Below are 19,779 nucleotides of genomic sequence, written 5' to 3'. Positions count from 1 at the left end.
TTGGGCGCCGCGCGCGGCGCGGCCGTATGGGGTTCGGGCCGGCGCTTCAGGCTGGCGGCACGCGCAGCCAGAAGGTCACCGGGCCGTCGTTGACCAGGCTGACCTGCATCATGGCGCCGAATTCGCCGGTCTGGACCTCGCCGTGCGCGGCGCGGGCGCGCTGCACGAAATGGTCGTACAGCCGCTCGCCGTCGGCCGGCGCGGCGGCCGGGGTGAAGCTCGGGCGCGTGCCGCTGTTGGTGTCGGCCGCCAGCGTGAACTGCGACACCACCAGCAGGCCGCCGCGCGTGCCGCGGCCGTCGATGTCCTGCACCGGCAGGTTCATCTTGCCGTTGGCGTCGGAGAACACGCGGTAGGACAGCAGCTTGGCCAGCAGGCGCTCGGCCTGGGCCTCGGTGTCGCCGCGCTCGGCGCACACCAGCGCCAGCAGGCCGGCGCCGATCTCCCCGGTGGTGCGGCCTTCGACCGTGACGCGGGCCTGCGAGACCCGCTGGATCAGCGCGATCATGAACGGCTCCGGGACGCGCTCACGCCAGCGTCACGCGCGCAAAGCGGCGCTTGCCGACCTGCACCACGTAGCTGCCGGCCTCGACCTTGAGCGCCTTGTCGCTGACCACGGCGCCGTCGATCTTGACGCCGCCCTGCTCGATATTGCGGTTGGCCTCGGAGGTGGACGGCACCAGGCTGGCCTGCTTGAGCAGCTGGGCGATGCCCAGCGGCGCGCCGGACAGGCTGACGGCGGGGATGTCGTCGGGCACGCCGCCGCGCGCGCGGTGGTTGAAGTCTTCCAGCGCGCGCTCGGCGTCGGCGGCGCTGTGGAAACGCGTGACGATCTCCTGGCCGAGCAGCACCTTGCAGTCGCGCGGGTTGCGGCCCAGCGAGATTTCCTGCTTCATCAGGTCGATCTCGCTCAGCGGGCGGAACGACAGCAGCTCGAAGTACTTCCACATCAGGTCGTCGGAGATGCTCATCAGCTTGCCGAACATGTCGCTCGGGGCTTCGGTCACGCCGATGTAGTTGCCCTTGGACTTGGACATCTTCTCCACGCCGTCCAGTCCCACCAGCAGCGGCATGGTCAGGATGCACTGCTGCTCCTGGCCGTATTCCTTCTGCAGCTCGCGCCCGACCAGCAGGTTGAACTTCTGGTCGGTGCCCCCGAGCTCGAGGTCGGACTTGAGCGCGACCGAATCGTAGCCCTGCATCAGCGGGTAGAGGAACTCATGGACCGAAATCGGAATCCCAGACCGGAACCGCTTGGTGAAGTCGTCGCGCTCCATCATCCGCGCCACCGTGTACTTGGCCGCCAGCTCGATCATGCCGCGCGCGCCGAGCGGATCGCTCCACTCGCTGTTGTAGCGGATCTCGGTGCGGGCCGGGTCGAGCACCAGGCTGGCCTGGCGGTAGTAGGTCTGGGCGTTGGCCTCGATCTGCTCGCGCGTGAGCGGCGGGCGCGTGGCGTTGCGCCCGGACGGGTCGCCGATGGTGGAGGTGAAGTCGCCGATCAGGAAGATGACCTGGTGGCCGAGGTCCTGCAGCTGGCGCAGCTTGTTGAGCACCACGGTGTGGCCGATGTGGATGTCGGGCGCGGTCGGGTCGAGGCCGAGCTTGATGCGCAGCGGCACGCCGGTTGCCTCGCTGCGCGCGAGCTTGGCCAGCCATTCGGACTCGACCAGCAGCTCGTCGCAACCGCGCTTGGACACTTCCAGGGCGTGCATCACGGTAGGCGTGAGGGGGTAGGAGGTGGCGGCGCCGGAGGAAACTTCAGTCATGACGTAAGTCTTTGAAAAACATGAGAATTCAGACGCGTACGAAAAACAGACAGCAGCTGCTTTTGGTATAATCCGCGCTTCTTGTGCCGGCGGGACGTTCCCGTGGGCCAACCGCCATTCTACGGCGGCAAACCAATATGGCACGCGCCGCACCTCGGGGGAGGAAGGCAGACGAAGCAGATCGTCGCGGCTGCGCAGCCCGAAACAAAGAGTGAATTTTACGTGATGTGGTCCAGACTCCGCGAAGTTTTCGCGCGTGAGCTGGTGGTTCTCGTCGATCCGACCAATGCCCTGCACGCGCGCCGGCGCAAGCAGCTCACGGCAGCGGTCGGCACGGTGTTTACGCTTGGCATGGCGGCCGCCATGGGCGTGGCGCCGCGCAATGCCTACGACGACCCCCTTGCGCCGCGTGTACGGGAAGCCATCCGGCTGCCCGACCTGCGCGACCAGCTCGAACAACTTACCGAAACCGACGCCACCTACGTGCGCGAGGCGCGCATGCAGCGCGGCGACACCATCGCCGCGCTGCTCAAGCGGCTCGGCATCGACGACCCCGACGCGCAGGTCTTCATCCGCGGCAACGCCACCGCGCGCGGCCTGTTCGCGCTCGAGCCGGGCCAGAACGTGCAGGCCGAGGTCGACCAGGACAATCTGCTGGTGTCGCTGCAGGCCAACCTCGGCGGCGACGCGCAGTCCTCGCGCGAGCTGGTGATCGAGCGCGCCGGCGACGCCGCCGCGCCGGTCTACAAGGCGCGCGTGCAGTCGGTGAAGAACGACGTGCACTACGAGATGCTGTCCGGCGCCATCGCCGCGGGCGGCTTCTTCAAGGCCATGGACACCGCCGACGTGCCGGACGACGTGGTCGCGCAGATGATCTCGATCTTCTCCGGCGTCATCGACTTCCACCACGACATCACCGCCGGCGACCGCTTCCGCATCGTCTACGAGGCGGGCTACCGCGACGCCGCCTTCGTGCGCAACGGCCGCGTGGTCGCGGTCGAGCTGATCAACCACAACCAGCTGCACCAGGCGCTGTGGTACGCGCCCGACGGCAGCGCCCAGGGCGCCTACTACACCTTCGACGGGCGCAGCATGAAGCGGCCGTTCCTGCGCTCGCCGGTGGAATTCTCGCGCGTGTCGTCCGGCTTCGGCGGGCGCAACCACCCGCTGCATCACAACTGGGCGCAGCACAAGGGCGTGGACTTCGCCGCGCCCACCGGCACCAGGGTGATGGCCACCGGCGACGGCGAGGTGGAATTCGTCGGCCAGCAGAACGGCTACGGCAACATCGTCATCCTCCGGCACCACAGCGGCTACTCCACCTATTACGCGCACCTGTCCGGCTTTGCCGGCATGCAGCGCGGGCAGCATGTGTCGCAGGGCCAGGTGATCGGCTACGTCGGCCAGACCGGCTGGGCCACCGGGCCGCACCTGCACTACGAGTTCCGCGTCAACGACGTGCCGCTCAACCCGCTGGCCATCGCCGCGCTGGACACGCCGGCGCTGACCGGGCCCGCGCGCCAGCAGTTCCAGGCCTACTCCAGCGAACTGCTCAGCCGCATCAACGCGCTGCGCACCTACAACGTGGCTTCCATCAACAACTGAGCCCGCATGCCGACTCCGCCGTCCGCCCCGCCCTTCCCCGACCGCTTCATCGGCATCATGTCCGGCACCAGCATGGACGGCGCGGATGGCGTGCTGGTCGATTTCTCCGGCGCGCGGCCCGCGGTGCTGGCGGCGGCCCACCAGCCCTTCCCGCCCGAGCTGCGCGAGGCGTTCGCGGGGCTGCAGCAGCCCGGCGCCGACGAGATCCACCGCGAGGCGCTGGCCGCCAACGGGCTGGCGCGCGTCTATGCCGGCTGCGTGGCGTCGCTGCTGGGCGAAGCCGGGCTGGCGGCGGCGGACGTCGCGGCCGTGGGCGCGCACGGGCAGACCATCCGCCATCGCCCCGGCCTGTACGACGGCACCGGCTACACGCGCCAGAGCCAGCAGCCGGCGCTGCTGGCCGAGCTGTGCGGCATCGACGTGGTGGCGGATTTCCGCAGCCGCGACGTGGCCGCCGGCGGCCAGGGCGCGCCGCTGGTGCCGGCGCTGCACCAGGCGCTGTTCGGCGCCGCCGGCGAGACGCGCGTGGCCTGCAATATCGGCGGCATCTCGAACATCAGCGTGCTGCCCGCCGCGGACGCGGGCCGGGCCGCGGTGACCGGCTTCGACTGCGGTCCCGGCAATGTGCTGCTCGACTACTGGGTCGAGCGCCACCACGGCCAGGCCTTCGACGCCGGCGGCGCCTGGGGCGCAAGCGGCAAGATCGACCAGGCGCTGCTGGCGCGCCTGCTGGCCGAGCCGTATTTCAGCATGGCCCCGCCCAAGAGCACCGGGCGCGACCTGTTCCACCCGGCCTGGCTGGAAAGCCATCTCGGCGCGCACGGCGCGGCGCTCGCGCCGGCCGACGTGCAGGCCACGCTGGCCGCGCTTACGGCCGAGGCCATCGCGCGCGACGTGCGCGCGCACGCGCCCGGCGCCGTGCGGCTGATCGTGTGCGGCGGCGGCGCGCGCAACGGCTTCGTGATGGCGCTGCTGGCGCGCGCGCTGCCGGGCGTGGCGGTGCAAAGCTCGGACGAGCTCGGCGTGCCGGTCTCGCAGGTCGAAGGCATCGCCTTTGCGTGGCTGGCGCGCCGGATGCTGCTGCGCGCGCCGGGCAACGTGCCGACCGTCACCGGCGCGGCCGGCCCGCGCGTGCTGGGCGCGCTATACCCGCGCTGAGGCACGCCGGGCCGCAGCCTCGCCACCGCCTTCACGCCGGCGCCGCGTGGCCGGCCTCGCATGCCCACTGGATAAAGGCTTCGGCGACCGGCGACGGCCGCATGGCCGGCGAGCGCGCCAGCACCACGCGCTGCGGCGCCACCGCGTCGCGCAGCGGCAGGCAGACGATCGGCTCGCCGTCATAGCTGTGGTCTCCGGCCGGGCGCGTGCACGACAGCGCCACGCCATAGCCGTGCGCCACCAGCCCGCGCTGCATCTCGAAGGTCTGGGTGTACTGGTGCCGTTGCGGGCGCAGGCCGTGGGCCCAGAACAGCGACAGGAAATACTCGCGCGTCTGCGCGATATCCTCGAGGATCAGCCGCTCCGAGGCCAGTTCGGCCAGGCTGACGTCCGCCTGGCCGGCGAGCGCGTGGCCGGCCGGCAGCAAGGCATGGGGCGCCAGCCGCGCCACCACCCAGCGCGCGATGCGCTGGTCGAAACCGAGATCGTAGGTCAGCGCCAGTTCCGCCTTGCCGGCGCTCAGCGTGCGGTGCACGGCGACCAGGTCGGCCTCGAACAAGGTCACGGACACATGCGGGTGCTCGCGGCGAAAGCCCGCCAGCAGGCGCGGCGCGTAGTAGGCGCCGAGGTCCTGGAAACACGTCAGCGAAAGCTGCCCGCTCAGGCCACGCCCGCCGGCGCCCTGGGCGCCGCCCACCGTCAGGCCCGCGGCCAGCGCCAGGATATCGCGCGCGCGGCCTAGCAGTTGCTGGCCGGCCGGCGTCAGCTCCAGCCCGCGGCTGACCTGGCGGCGGAACAGCGTTTCCCCGAGCGTTTCCTCGAGCTGCGCGATCGCCAGCGATACCGATGGCTGCGACACATGGCGCGCCCGCGCGGCGGCGCTGATGCTGCCGTGCTCGGCGGCGGCCACGAAGTACTCGAGCTGGCGGAAAGAGAAATCAATCATGATTTCCAATACTACAGCATAGGAAATATATACTTTTCCTATCCCACGGCAGCCACGATACTCGTCCCATCCCCGCCCCACGACCGCCGGAAAGGACCATCGTGACCCTCTCGCCAGCCGCCCTCTCGCCAGCCGATATCGAAACCTACCAGCGCGACGGCGCGCTGGTGCTGCGCGGCGCCTTCGCCGGTTGGGTGGCCAGGCTGCGCGAGGGCTTCGAGCAGAACCTCGCCCATCCCGGCCCCTTCGCCATCGAAAACGTCGGCGACGGCGAGCGCGGGCGTTTCTTCGAGGACTACTGCAACTGGCAGCGCATCGCGCCGTTCGCGGACTTCATCCGCCGCTCGCCGGCGGCGGAGATGGCCGGGCAGCTGATGCGGGCCAGCGCGGTGCAGGTCTTCCACGAACACATCCTGGTCAAGGAGCCGGGCACGGCCAAGCCCACGCCCTGGCACCAGGACCTGCCTTACTACTGCGTGGAAGGGCTGCAGACCGCGAGCTACTGGATACCGCTCGACGCCGTCACCACCGCCGACACCCTGCGCGTGGTGCTCGGCTCGCACCGCTGGCCCCGGCTGGTGCGGCCCAAGCGCTGGGCCAGCAACGAGAATTTCTACGCCGGCGGCGACCAGTTCATGGAAATGCCCGACGTGGAGGATGGCAGCCACGCGATCCTGGCGCCGGAACTGGAGCCCGGCGACGCGGTGGTGTTCGACTTCCGCACCGTGCATGGCGCCGCGGGCAATGCCGGCACCGGCCGGCGCCGCGCCTTCTCGGCGCGCTTCCTCGGCGACGACGTGCGCTACCTGGAACGGCCCGGCCGGACCTCGCCGCCGTTCCCCGGCATCGGGCTGGCCAACGGCGAGCGCATGCGGGAGGACTGGTTCCCGGTGGTGTGGCGCCGCGCGCCGTAGGCCCGCCGCCGCCTCATGCCGGTGCACGCCGGGCCCAAAAAGCAAAAAGCGCACCGAAGTGCGCTTTTCCGATACTTCTCGATGCTGCCGGTATGTGACCCGGTATGTCAGACCGAGAACGAAGAACCGCAGCCGCAGGTCGTGGTTGCGTTGGGGTTCTTGATCACGAACTGCGCGCCGTTGATGTCTTCCTTGTAGTCGATCTCGGCGCCCACCAGGTACTGGTAGCTCATCGAGTCGATCAGCAGCGTGACGCCGTTCTTGTCGAGGGTGGTGTCATCCTCGTTCACCTCTTCATCGAAGGTGAAGCCGTACTGGAAGCCGGAACAGCCGCCGCCCTGCACAAAGACGCGCAGTTTCAGCTCGGCATTGCCCTCTTCCTCGATCAACTGCTTGACCTTGTCGGCAGCGCTGTCAGTAAAGACAAACGGAGCCGGCATGTCCTCGGTAACGGGTGCCTCTGCGACTGCGTTCATGGGGTTCTCCTGTTTAGATACGCCTGTATTCTAAGCGCTCCGGGAAGATCGTGCCGAAACCCCGCAACTTCAAGGGCTTCTGCCTCCGATGGACGCCGCGGGTGCGCCGGCAGGCGCGCCGTCAGGCGGTTTTCTGCGATTCCTCGGCCACCTCGGCCACCTCCACCTCTTCGGCCGCCCCGCTCGCGCCCTGCCCGCCGCTGGCGAGCGACAGGTTGGGCAGCGCTTTCGGCTCGCTGGCGCCGAGCGGCACCAGGCGCCCTTCCACCAGCGCGCCCTGGTGCATTTCCAGCGCCGCGTAGTGCACTTCGCCGTACACGCGCGCGTGCGGCTGCAGCTCCAGCAGTTCCGCCGCGTGGACCGGGCCTGTCACGGTGCCGTTGAGGATCAGGTGCCCGACGCGGACTTCGCCTTCGACCACGCCCTTCTCGCTGATGACCAGCATGCTGGACTGCTCGGCCAGCGCCGTCACGTTGCCGCGCACGCGCCCGTCCAGGCGCAGGCCGCCGGAAAACGTGAGATCGCCCTGGATCACGGTGTGCTGGCCGATCAGGGTATCGATCGCCAAGCCTTTCTTCTTGGAAAAAAACATAGGTCCTTTTGCCCCTCTCTGGAGTTGCCGGCGGACACGGCCCTACGGCAGGGCCGTCTGGGTCGCGCGCAACTGACCGTTTTGCAAAATTCGTACCGTCACCGCCCGCGCGGTGGCGCCGGCGGGCAGCGGGAACGTTCCCTCGATGCGCTGGTAGTGCGTGAGGAGCAGGCCCGGCAGCGGGCCTGCCTGGTCCTCGTCCAGGGTCAAGGTGACAGGCTTGCCATCCCGCACCAGCGAAGCCACCAACTGTAACTCACCGCGAAACTCGGGCAGCGAGGAGAACGCCTTCGATCCGCCCTGCATCACAAGTAACCGATAGTGCATCTTCTGTGTGTCAGCTTCGTCAACGCTGACGCGGAAGCTGCGCACATGGATGCCCGACGTATTGCCGCCTGCGGGCAGCAGGCTCTCGAAGAAGGCCAGGTCTTCCTGCAACTGGGCGGCTTCGCCCTCCGCCGCCTTGAGCTGCCGGGCCAGGCCCTGCTGCGCGCCGCGCGCCATCTGCAACTGCGACTCGGCGGTGTTGGCGAGCGCCTGCAGGCGGTCCCGCTCCGCCGAGACCGACGCCACCTGTTCGCGCAGCGCCAGGTTCTCCGCCGCCAGGTCCGGCTGCGCGCCGGCCAGGCGCCGGCCAGCGTAATACGCGCTCCCCGCCGCCACCGCCACCAGCGCGGCCACCAGCGCGGCGCCCAGCACGCGCACCGGCCACGACCGGCGCGAGCGCACGGCCAGCGGCCGCGACATCGGCCCGCGGCGCGGGCGCAGCAGGCGGTATTTCATGCGCTGCGCGACGGCCGCGCTGGCGGTTGGGTCATCTGGGGTTCTCCGGGCGGGAAGTGCCGGGATTGTATCCGGTAAGATGCATTGGCATTATAAAACGCGCGTGCAACCTGCCCCGCCGGAGGCGGCCGGCCCGGCCGGCGGCAAAAAAAAACCGCACGGCGAACCGTGCGGTTTTTCTGGCTCGGCCAGATCCGGCAAACCGGACCTGCCCGACACGATCAGCGCTTCGAGAACTGCTTGCGGCGACGTGCCTTGTGGAAACCGACCTTCTTACGTTCCACTTCACGCGCATCGCGCGTGACGAAGCCAGCCTTCGACAGGGTGGGCTTCAGGGTGGCGTCGTAGTCGATCAGTGCACGCGTGATGCCGTGGCGGACCGCGCCGGCCTGGCCGGTTTCGCCGCCGCCGGTCACGTTGACCTTGATGTCGAAGGTCTGTGCATTGGCGGTCAGTTCGAGCGGCTGGCGCACGATCATCAGCGAGGTTTCGCGAGCGAAATACTCATTGATGGGCTTGCCGTTGACGATGATGTCGCCCTTGCCCGACTTGATGAAGACACGAGCCACAGCGCTTTTGCGGCGGCCGGTACCGTAATTCCAGTTTCCGATCATGGATGGCCCCCTTAGATTTCCAGCGCCTTAGGCTGCTGCGCTTCATGCGGATGCTCGGCTTCGGCGTACACCTTCAGCTTCTTGATCATCGCATAGCCCAGCGGGCCCTTGGGCAGCATGCCCTTCACAGCTTTTTCCAGGGCACGGCCCGGGAAACGCTGCTGCATCTTGCCGAACGTCGTTTCGTAGATACCGCCGGGATAGCCCGAGTGACGGTAGTACTTCTTGTCCGTTTCTTTGGTACCCGTGACACGCAGCCTGGCTGCGTTGACGATGATGATGTAATCACCAGTGTCGACGTGCGGAGTGAATTCCGGCTTGTGCTTGCCGCGCAGTCGGCGTGCCACTTCGCTGGCAACACGGCCGAGGACTTTGTCCGTCGCGTCAATCACGTACCAGTCGCGCTTTACCTCTGCAGGCTTGGCGGAAAAGGTCTTCATGATTTTTCCTGAGACTTGTAGAACTGCCCGTAACGTGACGCGCACCGCCTTGCTTGTGATCGCTGATCGATGCTGACGTCGTCGGCCGGCCCTTGGGACCTGGCCTTCCCTGCTTGTATGTGCAGGCTCTCCCTGAATTCTTATCCGCGGGCATGACGGAAAAGCCCTCGATTATACTGTCGTTTCTGGCGCGGGCACAAGCAAAGTCTGGGCGCCACGTCAAGATGCCAGTTACGGGGCGGCGCTTCGGACACTCCGCCGTGCCCCGCCCGGCCGGCGCCCCGAGGCCGGGACGAAAGAGACGAAAAAAAACCCAAGCCATAAAGCTTGGGTTTGAATCCACCAAAGGAGGAGGGTGGAGGAGACACCTGGAGAACGGCGGGTGCTGCCGGCGGGCGGTGCGGCTGCGGACCGGGAGGCTCACCGGGAAGTTCGCTTTCGCACTCTGACGTGCCTTGGCATGCCGTCGTTCAATGATTGAAATTATACATGAGGGCCTTTTTGGCGCAACAAAATTTGCAGTGCGGGATGTCGTTTTGCATTGTAAAAAATCAAGGCACGCCGCCGATATGGATGTTTTTCAATAAAATCAAATACTTGTCTTGATTCACGTGTGTCATCAAACTGTCATCTTAGAGGAAACCCTCGGTTTTCGGCGGAATCTGATGCGTCCTGACCACACATTGGCAAGTGGCATATACTAAAAAATCAAGTTTCGAAATCGCGTGTTCGTGATCGGATACGCACTCACCAGAGCGCAGGATCGAACAAAATGGAATGCAAAGTAACCTGGATGGGCGCAGAGGGCATGACCTTCGTGGCCGAGACCGGCAGCGGCCACGTGGTCGCCATGGATGGCGCGCGCGAAGGCGGCGGCCATGACCTGGCGCCGCGCCCGATGGAAATGGTGTTGCTGGGGACCGGCGGCTGCACCGCCTATGACGTCGTGCTGATCCTGAAGAAGGGCCGGCAGGACGTGCGCGGCTGCAGCGTGAAGCTGGAAGCCGAACGCGCCGGCGAAGACCCGAAGGTCTTCACGCGCATCAACTTCCATTTCACCGTGACGGGCCGCGGCCTCAACGCCAGCACGGTCGAGCGCGCCATCCAGCTGTCGCACGACAAGTACTGCTCGGCGTCGATCATGCTGGCCAAGACGGCCGAGATCACGCACACGCTGGAAATCGTGGAAGCGTAAGCGGCGCGCGAGCAAGGAAAACGCGCGGGCCGGGATGCCGGCCGCGCATCCGTCCGGGCAACACGGCCGGACCGGAAGAATCGAGAAGCAAAGCAGGCCGATAAGCCGGATTCTGTGCGCACCGCCCGCCTTGCGGCCGGCGGCACGTGACAACCATTCCTCTAGGCCGGCCGTTACCGGCCGGCTCCAGCTCCCTACCCGCAGGCTCAGCGGGCCGCCTCGATGCCTGCCTATTTGGGATTGCTCCAGGTGGAGGTTACCGCGTTTCACCCTTCCCGCCGGGCGAACCCGGCGGCAAGACTCGTCTCTGTGGCCCTATTCCGCACGTTGCCGTGGATGGCTGTTAGCCAACACCCTGCCCTGTGGAGTCCGGACTTTCCTCCCCTTGCACCTTGCGATGCAAGCAGCGATTGTCTGGCCTGCTTTGCGGCCCGCAGTCTAACACCGTTTGAGGCCGGCCCGGCCAGCCGGGCGCGGCTTGCGTGCTGATGTGCCCGAGGTGCACTTACGCGGCTGCCGCGCGCCGGCCCGGGCGGAACACGCCGGCATCGGCATAGAAAGCGGGATCGCGGTTGGCATCGCACCAGCCGGGGATGCCCAGCACGGGCAGCGGCGCGAAATGCCGGCTGGACAGCCGGCGGTCCGGCATGCGAGGCATGTCCGGCAGCCCCGATGGTCCGGTGCCTTCCAGCGAGGCGGCCACGGCGGCGTCCAGCGTGCCAGGCAGCTCGCCGCCTGCGCAGGGCGGCACGCCCAGCGGCCACGCGTGCGCGGTCAGGGCCTTGTAGGGCCGCGCCAGCTTTTCCAGCAGCGCGTGGCCGAACGGCACCACGGCGCAGCGGGCGCCCTCCCCCGCGCCGCCGCCCCAGTCCGCGCGCCGCGCCACGAACAGCGTTTCCCAGGCGAAGCCGCGCAGCGCGCTTTCCAGGCTGCCGTCCGCGCTCAGGAACAGGATGGCGTTCTCGTCGAACAAGGTGGCGGCGTCGCGCAGGCCGCCGCGGCGGCCCTGCACGCCGGCGGCGGCGATCGCGCCGGCCTGGAGCCGGTTCAGCGCGCGCTTGGCCTGCGGGAAATGCAGCCAGACCAGCGCATTGAAGAAGTCGTGCAGGTTGTCGCGCGTGGGTACCGCGCCGGAGGCGAAGATATGCGCCTCATAGGCGGTGCCGGCCGGCAGCGCGTCCTGCGGCACGAAGCGCAGCGGCAGGCCCCGCGCGTTGCGCAGGCCTTGCCGCGCACTGAGTTCGCCAAGCGCCGCACGCAGGTCGGCACCGGCTTGCAGCGCGCCGGCCAGCGCCGCGCCGGTCCCGGCGAACGGCCGGTACCAGGGCAGGCTCCAGTCGATCTGCGCCACGGCGCCGGCCAGGGACGGCGTGCCGCCATTGCGCTGCGCCACGACGGCGTGGCTCAGCTGGCCTTCCAGCGCAGCGTTTCGCCGCCGCGCAACGGCACCAGCGTGGTGTCGCCGAACGGCAGTTCGGCCGGCAGTTCCCACTCTTCGCGCGTCAGCGTCAGCGTGCCGCTGTTGCGCGGCAGGCCGTAGAAGGCCGGGCCGTTGAGGCTGGCGAACGCTTCGAGCTTGTCCAGCGCGCCGGCGGCTTCGAAGGCCTCCGCGTACAGCTCCATCGCATGCAGGCCGGTGTAGCAGCCGGCGCAGCCGCAGGCGTGTTCCTTCAGGCCGCGCGCGTGCGGCGCGCTGTCGGTGCCGAGGAAGAAGCGCGGGCTGCCGGACACGGCGGCGGACACCAGCGCCGCGCGGTGGATTTCGCGCTTGAGCACCGGCAGGCAGTAATAGTGCGGGCGGATGCCGCCGGTGAAAAGGGCGTTGCGGTTGTACAGCAGGTGATGCGCGGTGATGGTGGCGCCCACCGGGCCCTGCGCGTCGCGCACGTAGTCGGCCGCGTCCTTGGTGGTGATGTGCTCGAAGACCACCTTGAGGCCGGGGAAATCGCGGCGCAACGGCGTCATCACGCGGTCGATGAAAACGGCCTCGCGGTCGAAGATGTCGATGTCGGCATCGGTCACCTCGCCGTGCACCAGCAGCGGCAGGCCGGCGCGCTCCATCGCCGCCAGCGCGGGCGCGCAGCGGCGCAGGTCGGTGACGCCGGCGTCGCTGTTGGTGGTGGCGCCGGCCGGGTACAGCTTGACCCCGTGCACGAAGCCGCTGGCCTTGGCGGCGGCGATTTCCTCGGCCGGGGTGTTGTCGGTCAGGTACAGCGTCATCAGCGGCTCGAACGCCATGCCGGCCGGCAGCGCCGCCAGGATGCGCCCGCGGTAGGCCGCCGCCTGCGCCACCGTGGTCACGGGCGGCTTGAGGTTGGGCATGATGATGGCGCGGGCGAACTGGCGGGCGGTGTCGGGCAGCACGGCGGCCAGCGCCGCGCCGTCGCGCAGGTGCAGGTGCCAGTCGTCCGGGCGGGTGATGGTGAGGGTCTGGGTCATGGGCGTGGCATGGATGGCCGGCCGTCGTAGCGGCCGGCGCTGTCTCGGGATTACAGGATCAGGATGGCGCGGTAGTCGTTCACGTTGGTGCGCGTGGGGCCGGTGACCACGAGGTCGCCGGCGGCGTCGAAGAAGCCCCAGGCATCGTGCGCGTCGAGCCGCGCGCGCGCCGGGGCGCCGGCGGCCTGTGCGCGCGCCGCCGTCGACGGGTCCAGCAAGGCGCCGGCATTGTCTTCCGAGCCGTCGATGCCGTCGGTATCGGCGGCGATGGCATACACGCCGGCGGCGCCGTCGAGCTCCAGCGCCAGCGACAGCAGGAATTCGGTGCAGCGCCCGCCGCGCGCCCGGGTGCCGGCCGCGCCGCCGCCGGGGGGCAGCGTCACGGTGCATTCGCCGCCGGAGATCAGCGCCACCGGCACGGCGAACGGCGCATTGTACGCGCGTATCTCGCGCACCAGCGCGGCATACACGCGCGCCACTTCCTGCGCCTCGCCGGTGACCGTGTCGCCCAGCACGACCGGCTGGATGCCCTGGGCGCGGAAGCGCTCGGCCGCTGCCGCCAGGCTGCCGTGCGCCGTGGCGATCACGCGGTTGTCGACGCGGGCGAACAGCGCGTCGCCGGGCTTGGGCGTTTCCGTCACTTCGCCGCGCGCGCCGCGCTCGAGATGCTGGCGCACCACGGGCGGCACCGTGGCGCCATAGCGGCGCAGGATGTCCAGCGCGTCGCCGTAGGTGCTCGGGTCCGGCACCGTGGGGCCCGAGGCGATCGCGCTGGGGTCGTCGCCGGCCACGTCGGAGACGATCAGCGTGGTCACCGGCGCGCGGCTGGCCTGGGCAAGCCGCCCGCCCTGGATGCGCGACAGGTGCTTGCGCACGATATTCATCTCGGTGATCGGCGCGCCGCAACGCAGCAATTCCTGCGTGGTGGCCTTCAGGTCGGCCATGGCGATGCCTTCGGCCGGCAGCGACAGCAGGCTGGAGCCGCCGCCCGAGACCAGCACGACCAGCCGGTCGTCGGGGCCGAGCGCGGCCACGCGGGCCAGGATCTCGGCCGCGGCGCGTTCGCCGGCCTCGTCGGGCACCGGGTGGCCGGCCTCGATCACGCGCACGTGCGCGGTCGACAGGCCGTGGGCATAGCGCGTGACCACCAGCCCTTCGATGACGTGGGCCGGGTCCAGGCGCGCATAGGCCTGCTCCACCGCCAGCGCCATCGAGGCGGCGGCCTTGCCCGCGCCCACCACCAGCGTGCGGCCGCCGGGCTGCGGCGGCGGCAGGTGGTCCGCCACGATGCGCAGCGGATCGGCCGCCGCTACCGCCGCCTGGAAGGTCTCCAGCAGCAGGGCCCGCGCGTCGGCCGCGTTCACAGCGCCCCCGCGATGGCCAGGCCCAGGTCCGCGGTGCCGGCCTTGCCGCCGATGTCGCGCGTCAGCGGCGCGTGTTCCGGGCCGGCCGCCAGCACCTTTTCGATGGCGCCGAGCACGGCCGCGCCGGCCTCGGCATGCCCCAGGTGCTCCAGCATCATGGCGCCGCACCAGATCTGGCCGATCGGGTTGGCCACGCCGCGCCCGGCGATGTCCGGCGCCGAGCCGTGCACCGGCTCGAACAGGCTGGGGAAGGTGCGGTCCGGGTTGATGTTGCCCGACGGCGCGATGCCGATGGTGCCGGTGCAGGCCGGGCCCAGGTCGGAAAGGATGTCGCCGAACAGGTTGCTGGCCACTACCACGTCGAACCAGTCGGGATGCTGGACGAAGTGCGCGGTCAGGATGTCGATGTGGTACTTGTCGACCTTCACGCCCGGGTAGTTGGCCGCCATGGCCTCGACCCGCTCGTCCCAGTACGGCATGGTGATGGAAATGCCGTTGGACTTGGTGGCCGAGGTCAGATGCTTGCCCGGGCGCTTGTGCGCCAGCTCGAAGGCGAAGCGCAGGATGCGGTCCACGCCGGTGCGCGTCATCACCGTTTCCTGGATCACCACCTCGCGGTCGGTGCCGGGGAACATGCGCCCGCCGATGCTGGAATACTCGCCCTCGGTGTTCTCGCGCACCACGTAGAAATCGATGTCGCCGGGCTTGCGCGGGTTGCCGTCGCGGTCCACCAGCGGGCTGCGGATGCCGGGCATGAGCCGCACCGGGCGCAGGTTGACGTACTGGTCGAACGAGCGTCGGAACTGCAGCAGCGAGCCCCACAGCGAGACATGGTCGGGCACGGCATCGGGCCAGCCCACCGCGCCGAAATAGATCGCGTCGTACTTGACCAGGGTGTCGAACCAGTCGTCCGGCAGCATCTTGCCGTGCCGGGCGTAGTAGTCGCAGCTGGAGAAGTCGAACTGGTCGAACTGCAGGTCGATGCCGAAGCGCCGCGCGGCGGCATCCATCACGCGCAGCCCCTCGGGCATCACTTCGGTGCCGATGCCGTCGCCGGGAATGACTGCGATCTTGTATTTGCTCATGTCTCGAAAGGCCCGCTGTAAGTACAGGACGAATGGTTGTCGGGGAGCGCCGGCGACGGCCGGACGGCATGCCGGCGGCTCCCCGGGAGGAAAACGCGACGCGCTTGGCAGAAAACCCGGGCTGGCCGGATAATGGAACATTCTATTGCAATCCGGCAGCCTGCTGCCGGTCCGGTGCCCCGCCATGTGCCAGCTGCTCGGCATGAACTGCGCCACGCCGACCGACGTGACGTTCTCCTTTACCGGCTTCGCCGCCCGCGGCGGCGTCACGGACCACCATGCCGACGGTTTCGGCGTGGCGTTCTTCGAGGACAAGGCCTGCCGCCTGTTCATCGACAACCAGTCCGCCGGCACCTCGCCGGTAGCCGACCTGATCAAGCGCTACCCGATCAAGTCCAAGAACGTCATCTCGCATATCCGCAAGGCGACCCAGGGCACCGTGCTGCTGGAGAACTGCCACCCGTTCATGCGCGAGCTGTGGGGACGGCACTGGATCTTCGCCCACAACGGCGACCTGAAGAACTTCTCGCCGTTCCTGTCCGGCGTCTACCAGCCGGTGGGCGACACCGACAGCGAGCTGGCCTTCTGCACGCTGATGCAGGGCCTGCGCAAGCGCTTCCCCGGCTCGCAGCCGCCGCTCAACGAGCTGTGCCACGCGCTGGCCGACATCACGCGCGAGATCACGCTGCACGGCGTGTTCAACTACCTGCTGTCCAACGGGCAGGCGCTGTTCGCGCACTGCTCCACCCGCCTGTACTACATCGTGCGCCAGTGGCCGTTCTCGACGGCGCACCTGATCGACGCCGACCTGTCGATCGACTTCGCCCAGGTCACCACGCCGGACGACCGCGTGGCGGTCATCGCCACCGCGCCGCTGACCGACAACGAGACCTGGACCGCCTTCGCGCCGGGCGAGCTGATGATGTTCGAGGAAGGCCGCTCGGTGATGACGCTGTCGGTGCCGATCCCGCCGGAGGTGCAGGCCAGGAACGCGGCCAACAGCGCCTGCACCTGAGGGGCGCGCGGCGCCAACGATAAAAGGGACGCCGAAGCGTCCCTTTTCCATGGCTTGCCGCCCACGGCGGCCGCACGCTCTCAGTGATGCAGGATCTTCGACAGGAACTGCCTGGCGCGATCCGAGCGGGCGTCGATATTGCCGAAGAATTCTTCCTTCGCGCAGTCCTCGACGATCTTGCCCGCGTCCATGAAGATCACGCGGTTGGCCACCTTGCGCGCGAAACCCATTTCGTGGGTCACGCACATCATGGTCATGCCTTCCTGCGCCAGCTGCACCATCACGTCCAGCACTTCGTTGACCATTTCCGGGTCCAGCGCCGAGGTGGGTTCGTCGAACAGCATGCAGATCGGGTCCATCGACAGCGCGCGGGCGATCGCCACGCGCTGCTGCTGGCCGCCCGACAGCTGGCCGGGGAACTTGGCCGCCTGCGCCTTCAGGCCCACGCGGTCCAGGTACTTCAGGCCCTTGGCGGTGGATTCTTCCTTCGAGCGGCCGAGGACCTTCATCTGGGCGATGGTCAGGTTCTCGGTGATCGACAGGTGCGGGAACAGCTCGAAGTTCTGGAACACCATGCCCACACGCGAGCGCAGCTTGGGCAGGTTGGTCTTGGGCGAGCCGACCGAGGTGCCGTCCACGATGATGTCGCCCTTCTGGAACGGTTCCAACGCGTTGACGGTCTTGATCAGGGTCGACTTGCCGGAGCCCGACGGACCGCACACCACCACCACCTCGCCCTTGGCGACCTTGGTGGTGCAATCGGTCAGCACCTGGAAGGCGCCGTACCACTTGGAGACGTTGTTGATTTCAATCATACGGCCACCTTTTTCTGGTAACGCTTGACCAGCAGAGATGCGGAAAAACAGATTATGAAGTACACCAGCCCGGCGAACAGCAGCATCTCCACGATGCGGCCGTCGCGCTCGCCGATGCCGTAGGCCTGGCCGAAGAAGTCGGCCAGCGCGCTCACGTAGACCAGCGACGTATCCTGGAACAGGATGATGCCCTGGGTCAGCAGCAGCGGCACCATGTTGCGGAACGCCTGCGGCAGGATCACCAGCCGCATCGCCTGCCCGTAGGTCATGCCCATCGCCTGCGCGGCGAACATCTGCCCGCGCGACACGCTCTGGATGCCGGCGCGGATGATCTCGGAATAGTACGCCGCCTCGAACAGGGCGAAGGCGATCAGCGCCGAGGTCATGCGCAGGTCCGACGCCTGCGACAGGTTGAACATCTTCTGCAGCACCTGCGGGATGATCAGGAAGAACCACAACAGCACCATCACCAGCGGGATGGAGCGGAAGATGGTCACGTAGCCCTGCGCGAACCAGTTCAGCGGCTTGACCGAGGACAGCCGCATCATCGCCAGGATGGTGCCCCAGACGATGCCGACCACCACCGCGGTGACGGTGATCTTGAGCGAGACCAGCATGCCCTCGCCGAGCACTTCCAGCGTGGTCGCGTTGATCGAGCTGAAATCGAATGTATATGCCATGACGTGTCCTCTTACTTGCCGCCGATGAAGCCGGGCACGCGCGTGCGGCCTTCGACCCAGCGCATCAGCAGCATCACGACGATGTTGATCAGCGCATACATCAGGGTCACCGCGATGAAGGACTCATACGGCCGCGCCGTGTAGTCCACCAGCTGGCGGCCCTGGGCGGCCAGTTCCAGCAGGCCGATCGTCGACGCCACCGCGGAGTTCTTGAAGATGTTCAGGAACTCCGAGGTCAGCGGCGGCACGATGACGCGGAACGACATCGGCAGCAGCACGAACCGGTAGGTCTGCGCCAGCGTGAAGCCCATCGCCAGACCGGCGTTGCGCTGGCCCGGCGGCAGCGAGTTGATGCCCGAGCGGACTTGTTCGCAGACCCGGGCCGCGGTAAACGTGCCCAGGCAGAGCATGGCCGCCAGGAACTGCTGCGCGAACGGGTTCATCTGCTTGAACGTCTCGCCGCCGGGCAACAGCTCGGGCATGACGAAATACCAGATGAACAGCTGCACCAGCAGCGGAATATTGCGGAAGATCTCGACGTAGGTCGCGGCAAGGCCGGACAGCCACTTGTTGGGCACCGTGCGCAGCACGCCGAGCACCGAGCCGATGACCAGGGCGATGATCCACGACGAAAGACCGAGAGCCAGCGTGACCTTGAGCCCGGAAATCATCCAGTCAAGGTAGGTCTCGTTCTGGGCGGCCTGTTCGAGGAATACACCCCAATGCCAGCTGTAATTCATGATGAGTCCTCAAAAAGAAACGGAAGGACATGCCTTCCGTTTCGCACAACCGGAATCCAAGGATCAGTCGAGCGCCTTGTCATTCGGCGTCTTGAACAACGCCTTCATGTCTTCGGACAGCGGGAAGTCCAGGTTCAGGCCCTTGGGCGGCACCGGCTGCTGGAACCACTTGGTGTACAGCGTGTTGATCGAGCCGTCCTTCATCATGCCCGTGATCACGGTGTCCGACAGCTTCTTGAACGGTGCGTCATCCTTGCGGATCATGCAGCCGTAGGACTCGCGCGACTGCGGCTTGCCGACCACGATCCAGTCGGCCGGGTTCTTGGCCTTGGCGCGCTCGCCGTACAGCAGGGCGTCGTCCATCATGAACGCGACCGCGCGGCCCGATTCCAGCGTCAGGAACGACTGGCCGTGGTCCTTGGTGCTGATGATGTTCATGCCCAGCTTCTGGTCATCGTTCATCTTGCGCAGCAGGCGCTCCGACGTCGTGCCGGCGGTGGTCACCACGTTCTTGCCCTTGAGGTCGGCCCAGTCCTTGATGCCGCCGTCCTTCTTCACCATGATGCGGGTGCCGATGATGAAGATGCTGGTGGTAAACGATGCCTGCTTCTGGCGTTCCAGGTTGTTCGTGGTCGAGCCGCACTCGATGTCGATGGTGCCGTTCTGCAGCAGCGTGATGCGGTTCTGCGAGGTGATCGGGATTTCCTTGACCTGCAGGTTCGGCAGCTTCAGCTGGTCCTTGATCGCTTCCACGATCTTGACGTTGATGTCGTAGGAGTAGCCGACCTGGCGCACGCCGCCGAGGTTGTAGTTGAACGGAATCGACGATTCACGAACGCCAAGCGTAATCACACCGGTGTCTTTGATCTTCTGCAGCGTGCCCGTCAGTTGCTCGGCGGCTTGCGCGGTACCGCACAGCACGCCGGCTGCAATCATCAGGGAAGCCAACTTGGCAACATTCATAACATCTCCTTGACCATGAAGAGAAGAAAGGCGGGACTCTAACAAAAAACCACCCGCCGACGAAATAGTATTGCGCAGGCATGCACTCAAGACAACGGGTTTTTCCCCTAGCAAAGCCAATATAGGCATGGTTTGCGGGGAGATCGCACCCTGTTGCTGCCCGCATACGGTCCCGCGTGCTGCCCG

The 19,779-nt window shown here is 67.6% G+C and carries 21 protein-coding genes and 1 other RNA gene; 5 read left to right on the top strand and 17 right to left on the bottom strand.

Going from position 1 to position 19,779, the window contains the following annotated elements; all coding sequences use genetic code 11:
* Positions 1–46: 46 nt before the first annotated feature.
* Together dtd and tyrS are read right to left on the bottom strand one after the other, a co-directional pair.
* Positions 47–508 carry a D-aminoacyl-tRNA deacylase gene (dtd, locus tag ACKI2N_RS03930; RefSeq protein WP_420995953.1) on the bottom strand — a complete coding sequence of 154 codons (462 nt, stop codon included), beginning with the start codon at positions 506–508 and terminating at the stop codon, positions 47–49.
* A gap of 19 nt (positions 509–527) precedes the next feature.
* A complete protein-coding gene (gene tyrS / locus ACKI2N_RS03925) occupies positions 528–1,769 on the bottom strand; it encodes a tyrosine--tRNA ligase (protein WP_420995951.1) in 1,242 nt (413 codons plus the stop codon).
* A 225-nt stretch (positions 1,770–1,994) separates the two neighbouring features.
* On the opposite strand from tyrS, the gene ACKI2N_RS03920 reads away from it, so the two are divergent.
* Together ACKI2N_RS03920 and ACKI2N_RS03915 are read left to right on the top strand one after the other, a co-directional pair.
* A complete protein-coding gene (locus tag ACKI2N_RS03920; protein WP_420995949.1) occupies positions 1,995–3,374 on the top strand; it encodes a M23 family metallopeptidase in 1,380 nt (459 codons plus the stop codon).
* 6 nt (positions 3,375–3,380) lie between these two features.
* The gene (locus tag ACKI2N_RS03915; RefSeq protein WP_420995947.1) at positions 3,381–4,532 is read left to right on the top strand and encodes an anhydro-N-acetylmuramic acid kinase; all 1,152 of its coding nucleotides are present in this window, start codon (positions 3,381–3,383) and stop codon (positions 4,530–4,532) included.
* A 31-nt stretch (positions 4,533–4,563) separates the two neighbouring features.
* Here ACKI2N_RS03915 and ACKI2N_RS03910 read toward each other — a convergent pair whose 3' ends face one another.
* On the bottom strand, positions 4,564–5,478 hold the full coding sequence (locus tag ACKI2N_RS03910) for a LysR substrate-binding domain-containing protein (RefSeq protein WP_420995945.1): 915 nt from the start codon (positions 5,476–5,478) through the stop codon (positions 4,564–4,566).
* Between the two features lie 101 nt (positions 5,479–5,579).
* Between ACKI2N_RS03910 and ACKI2N_RS03905 the strand changes: the two genes are divergently transcribed.
* The gene (locus ACKI2N_RS03905; RefSeq protein ID WP_420995943.1) at positions 5,580–6,392 is read left to right on the top strand and encodes a phytanoyl-CoA dioxygenase family protein; all 813 of its coding nucleotides are present in this window, start codon (positions 5,580–5,582) and stop codon (positions 6,390–6,392) included.
* Between the two features lie 107 nt (positions 6,393–6,499).
* On the opposite strand, the gene erpA is transcribed toward ACKI2N_RS03905, so the two are convergent.
* From erpA to rplM, 5 genes are all read right to left on the bottom strand, one after another.
* On the bottom strand, positions 6,500–6,868 hold the full coding sequence (gene erpA, locus ACKI2N_RS03900) for an iron-sulfur cluster insertion protein ErpA (protein ID WP_420995941.1): 369 nt from the start codon (positions 6,866–6,868) through the stop codon (positions 6,500–6,502).
* A 121-nt stretch (positions 6,869–6,989) separates the two neighbouring features.
* On the bottom strand, positions 6,990–7,460 hold the full coding sequence (locus ACKI2N_RS03895) for a bactofilin family protein (RefSeq protein ID WP_420995939.1): 471 nt from the start codon (positions 7,458–7,460) through the stop codon (positions 6,990–6,992).
* A 42-nt stretch (positions 7,461–7,502) separates the two neighbouring features.
* Positions 7,503–8,243 carry a DUF6776 family protein gene (locus tag ACKI2N_RS03890; protein WP_420995937.1) on the bottom strand — a complete coding sequence of 247 codons (741 nt, stop codon included), beginning with the start codon at positions 8,241–8,243 and terminating at the stop codon, positions 7,503–7,505.
* Positions 8,244–8,464: 221 nt separating this feature from the next.
* Positions 8,465–8,857, bottom strand: coding sequence for a 30S ribosomal protein S9 (rpsI, locus tag ACKI2N_RS03885; RefSeq protein ID WP_017226024.1), 393 nt, complete (start codon positions 8,855–8,857; stop codon positions 8,465–8,467).
* A gap of 11 nt (positions 8,858–8,868) precedes the next feature.
* Complete coding sequence (gene rplM, locus ACKI2N_RS03880) at positions 8,869–9,297, bottom strand: 50S ribosomal protein L13 (protein WP_420995935.1); 429 nt, start codon at positions 9,295–9,297, stop codon at positions 8,869–8,871.
* A 772-nt stretch (positions 9,298–10,069) separates the two neighbouring features.
* Between rplM and ACKI2N_RS03875 the strand changes: the two genes are divergently transcribed.
* Positions 10,070–10,492 carry an OsmC family protein gene (locus ACKI2N_RS03875; protein WP_420995933.1) on the top strand — a complete coding sequence of 141 codons (423 nt, stop codon included), beginning with the start codon at positions 10,070–10,072 and terminating at the stop codon, positions 10,490–10,492.
* Positions 10,493–10,577: 85 nt separating this feature from the next.
* On the opposite strand, the gene rnpB is transcribed toward ACKI2N_RS03875, so the two are convergent.
* The 5 genes from rnpB to ACKI2N_RS03850 form a co-directional block, all read right to left on the bottom strand.
* Positions 10,578–10,918, bottom strand: an RNA gene (gene rnpB / locus ACKI2N_RS03870) — RNase P RNA component class A.
* Between the two features lie 79 nt (positions 10,919–10,997).
* On the bottom strand, positions 10,998–11,885 hold the full coding sequence (locus ACKI2N_RS03865) for a DUF3025 domain-containing protein (protein WP_420995931.1): 888 nt from the start codon (positions 11,883–11,885) through the stop codon (positions 10,998–11,000).
* 11 nt (positions 11,886–11,896) lie between these two features.
* Positions 11,897–12,931, bottom strand: coding sequence for a dihydroorotase (pyrC, locus tag ACKI2N_RS03860; protein WP_420995929.1), 1,035 nt, complete (start codon positions 12,929–12,931; stop codon positions 11,897–11,899).
* A 50-nt stretch (positions 12,932–12,981) separates the two neighbouring features.
* On the bottom strand, positions 12,982–14,295 hold the full coding sequence (locus tag ACKI2N_RS03855; RefSeq protein WP_420995927.1) for a glycerate kinase type-2 family protein: 1,314 nt from the start codon (positions 14,293–14,295) through the stop codon (positions 12,982–12,984).
* A complete protein-coding gene (locus tag ACKI2N_RS03850) occupies positions 14,292–15,380 on the bottom strand; it encodes a tartrate dehydrogenase (protein ID WP_420995925.1) in 1,089 nt (362 codons plus the stop codon). The genes ACKI2N_RS03855 and ACKI2N_RS03850 overlap by 4 nt, the downstream gene beginning before the upstream one ends.
* Before the next feature lie 184 nt (positions 15,381–15,564).
* On the opposite strand from ACKI2N_RS03850, the gene ACKI2N_RS03845 reads away from it, so the two are divergent.
* Complete coding sequence (locus ACKI2N_RS03845) at positions 15,565–16,395, top strand: class II glutamine amidotransferase (RefSeq protein ID WP_059410478.1); 831 nt, start codon at positions 15,565–15,567, stop codon at positions 16,393–16,395.
* An 80-nt stretch (positions 16,396–16,475) separates the two neighbouring features.
* Here ACKI2N_RS03845 and ACKI2N_RS03840 read toward each other — a convergent pair whose 3' ends face one another.
* The 4 genes from ACKI2N_RS03840 to ACKI2N_RS03825 all read right to left on the bottom strand — a co-directional run bounded on the left by ACKI2N_RS03840 (position 16,476) and on the right by ACKI2N_RS03825 (position 19,593).
* Positions 16,476–17,210, bottom strand: a complete 735-nt coding sequence (locus tag ACKI2N_RS03840; protein WP_420995922.1) for an amino acid ABC transporter ATP-binding protein — start codon at positions 17,208–17,210, stop codon at positions 16,476–16,478.
* Positions 17,207–17,890: a glutamate/aspartate ABC transporter permease GltK gene (gene gltK / locus ACKI2N_RS03835; RefSeq protein ID WP_420995920.1), complete on the bottom strand. Its 684-nt coding sequence runs from the start codon at positions 17,888–17,890 to the stop codon at positions 17,207–17,209. The genes ACKI2N_RS03840 and gltK overlap by 4 nt, the downstream gene beginning before the upstream one ends.
* A gap of 11 nt (positions 17,891–17,901) precedes the next feature.
* Positions 17,902–18,630: an amino acid ABC transporter permease gene (locus ACKI2N_RS03830; RefSeq protein WP_420995918.1), complete on the bottom strand. Its 729-nt coding sequence runs from the start codon at positions 18,628–18,630 to the stop codon at positions 17,902–17,904.
* A gap of 63 nt (positions 18,631–18,693) precedes the next feature.
* Positions 18,694–19,593 (bottom strand): glutamate/aspartate ABC transporter substrate-binding protein, encoded by a 900-nt coding sequence (locus ACKI2N_RS03825; RefSeq protein ID WP_420995916.1) that lies wholly within the window; start codon positions 19,591–19,593, stop codon positions 18,694–18,696.
* Positions 19,594–19,779 lie beyond the last annotated feature (186 nt).

It is taken from the genome of Cupriavidus sp. 30B13 (assembly GCF_049059565.2).
In the GTDB taxonomy this organism is placed as follows: domain Bacteria; phylum Pseudomonadota; class Gammaproteobacteria; order Burkholderiales; family Burkholderiaceae; genus Cupriavidus.
Note: the sequence above shows the minus strand (reverse complement) of the source record. Positions and strands in the feature narration are given on the sequence as shown.

Excerpts from the sequence above, each read along its gene's own strand:
- erpA (WP_420995941.1), bottom strand. The coding sequence starts at position 6,868 with ATGAACGCAGTCGCAGAGGCACCCGTTACCGAGGACATGCCGGCTCCG.
- dtd (WP_420995953.1), bottom strand. The coding sequence starts at position 508 with ATGATCGCGCTGATCCAGCGGGTCTCGCAGGCCCGCGTCACGGTCGAA.
- ACKI2N_RS03840 (WP_420995922.1), bottom strand. The coding sequence starts at position 17,210 with ATGATTGAAATCAACAACGTCTCCAAGTGGTACGGCGCCTTCCAGGTG.
- ACKI2N_RS03830 (WP_420995918.1), bottom strand. The coding sequence starts at position 18,630 with ATGAATTACAGCTGGCATTGGGGTGTATTCCTCGAACAGGCCGCCCAG.
- ACKI2N_RS03910 (WP_420995945.1), bottom strand. The coding sequence starts at position 5,478 with ATGATTGATTTCTCTTTCCGCCAGCTCGAGTACTTCGTGGCCGCCGCC.
- rpsI (WP_017226024.1), bottom strand. The coding sequence starts at position 8,857 with ATGATCGGAAACTGGAATTACGGTACCGGCCGCCGCAAAAGCGCTGTG.
- ACKI2N_RS03895 (WP_420995939.1), bottom strand. The coding sequence starts at position 7,460 with ATGTTTTTTTCCAAGAAGAAAGGCTTGGCGATCGATACCCTGATCGGC.
- ACKI2N_RS03890 (WP_420995937.1), bottom strand. The coding sequence starts at position 8,243 with ATGAAATACCGCCTGCTGCGCCCGCGCCGCGGGCCGATGTCGCGGCCG.
- ACKI2N_RS03920 (WP_420995949.1), top strand. The coding sequence starts at position 1,995 with ATGTGGTCCAGACTCCGCGAAGTTTTCGCGCGTGAGCTGGTGGTTCTC.
- rplM (WP_420995935.1), bottom strand. The coding sequence starts at position 9,297 with ATGAAGACCTTTTCCGCCAAGCCTGCAGAGGTAAAGCGCGACTGGTAC.
- tyrS (WP_420995951.1), bottom strand. The coding sequence starts at position 1,769 with ATGACTGAAGTTTCCTCCGGCGCCGCCACCTCCTACCCCCTCACGCCT.
- ACKI2N_RS03915 (WP_420995947.1), top strand. The coding sequence starts at position 3,381 with ATGCCGACTCCGCCGTCCGCCCCGCCCTTCCCCGACCGCTTCATCGGC.
- ACKI2N_RS03825 (WP_420995916.1), bottom strand. The coding sequence starts at position 19,593 with ATGAATGTTGCCAAGTTGGCTTCCCTGATGATTGCAGCCGGCGTGCTG.
- ACKI2N_RS03845 (WP_059410478.1), top strand. The coding sequence starts at position 15,565 with ATGTGCCAGCTGCTCGGCATGAACTGCGCCACGCCGACCGACGTGACG.
- gltK (WP_420995920.1), bottom strand. The coding sequence starts at position 17,890 with ATGGCATATACATTCGATTTCAGCTCGATCAACGCGACCACGCTGGAA.
- pyrC (WP_420995929.1), bottom strand. The coding sequence starts at position 12,931 with ATGACCCAGACCCTCACCATCACCCGCCCGGACGACTGGCACCTGCAC.
- ACKI2N_RS03875 (WP_420995933.1), top strand. The coding sequence starts at position 10,070 with ATGGAATGCAAAGTAACCTGGATGGGCGCAGAGGGCATGACCTTCGTG.
- ACKI2N_RS03850 (WP_420995925.1), bottom strand. The coding sequence starts at position 15,380 with ATGAGCAAATACAAGATCGCAGTCATTCCCGGCGACGGCATCGGCACC.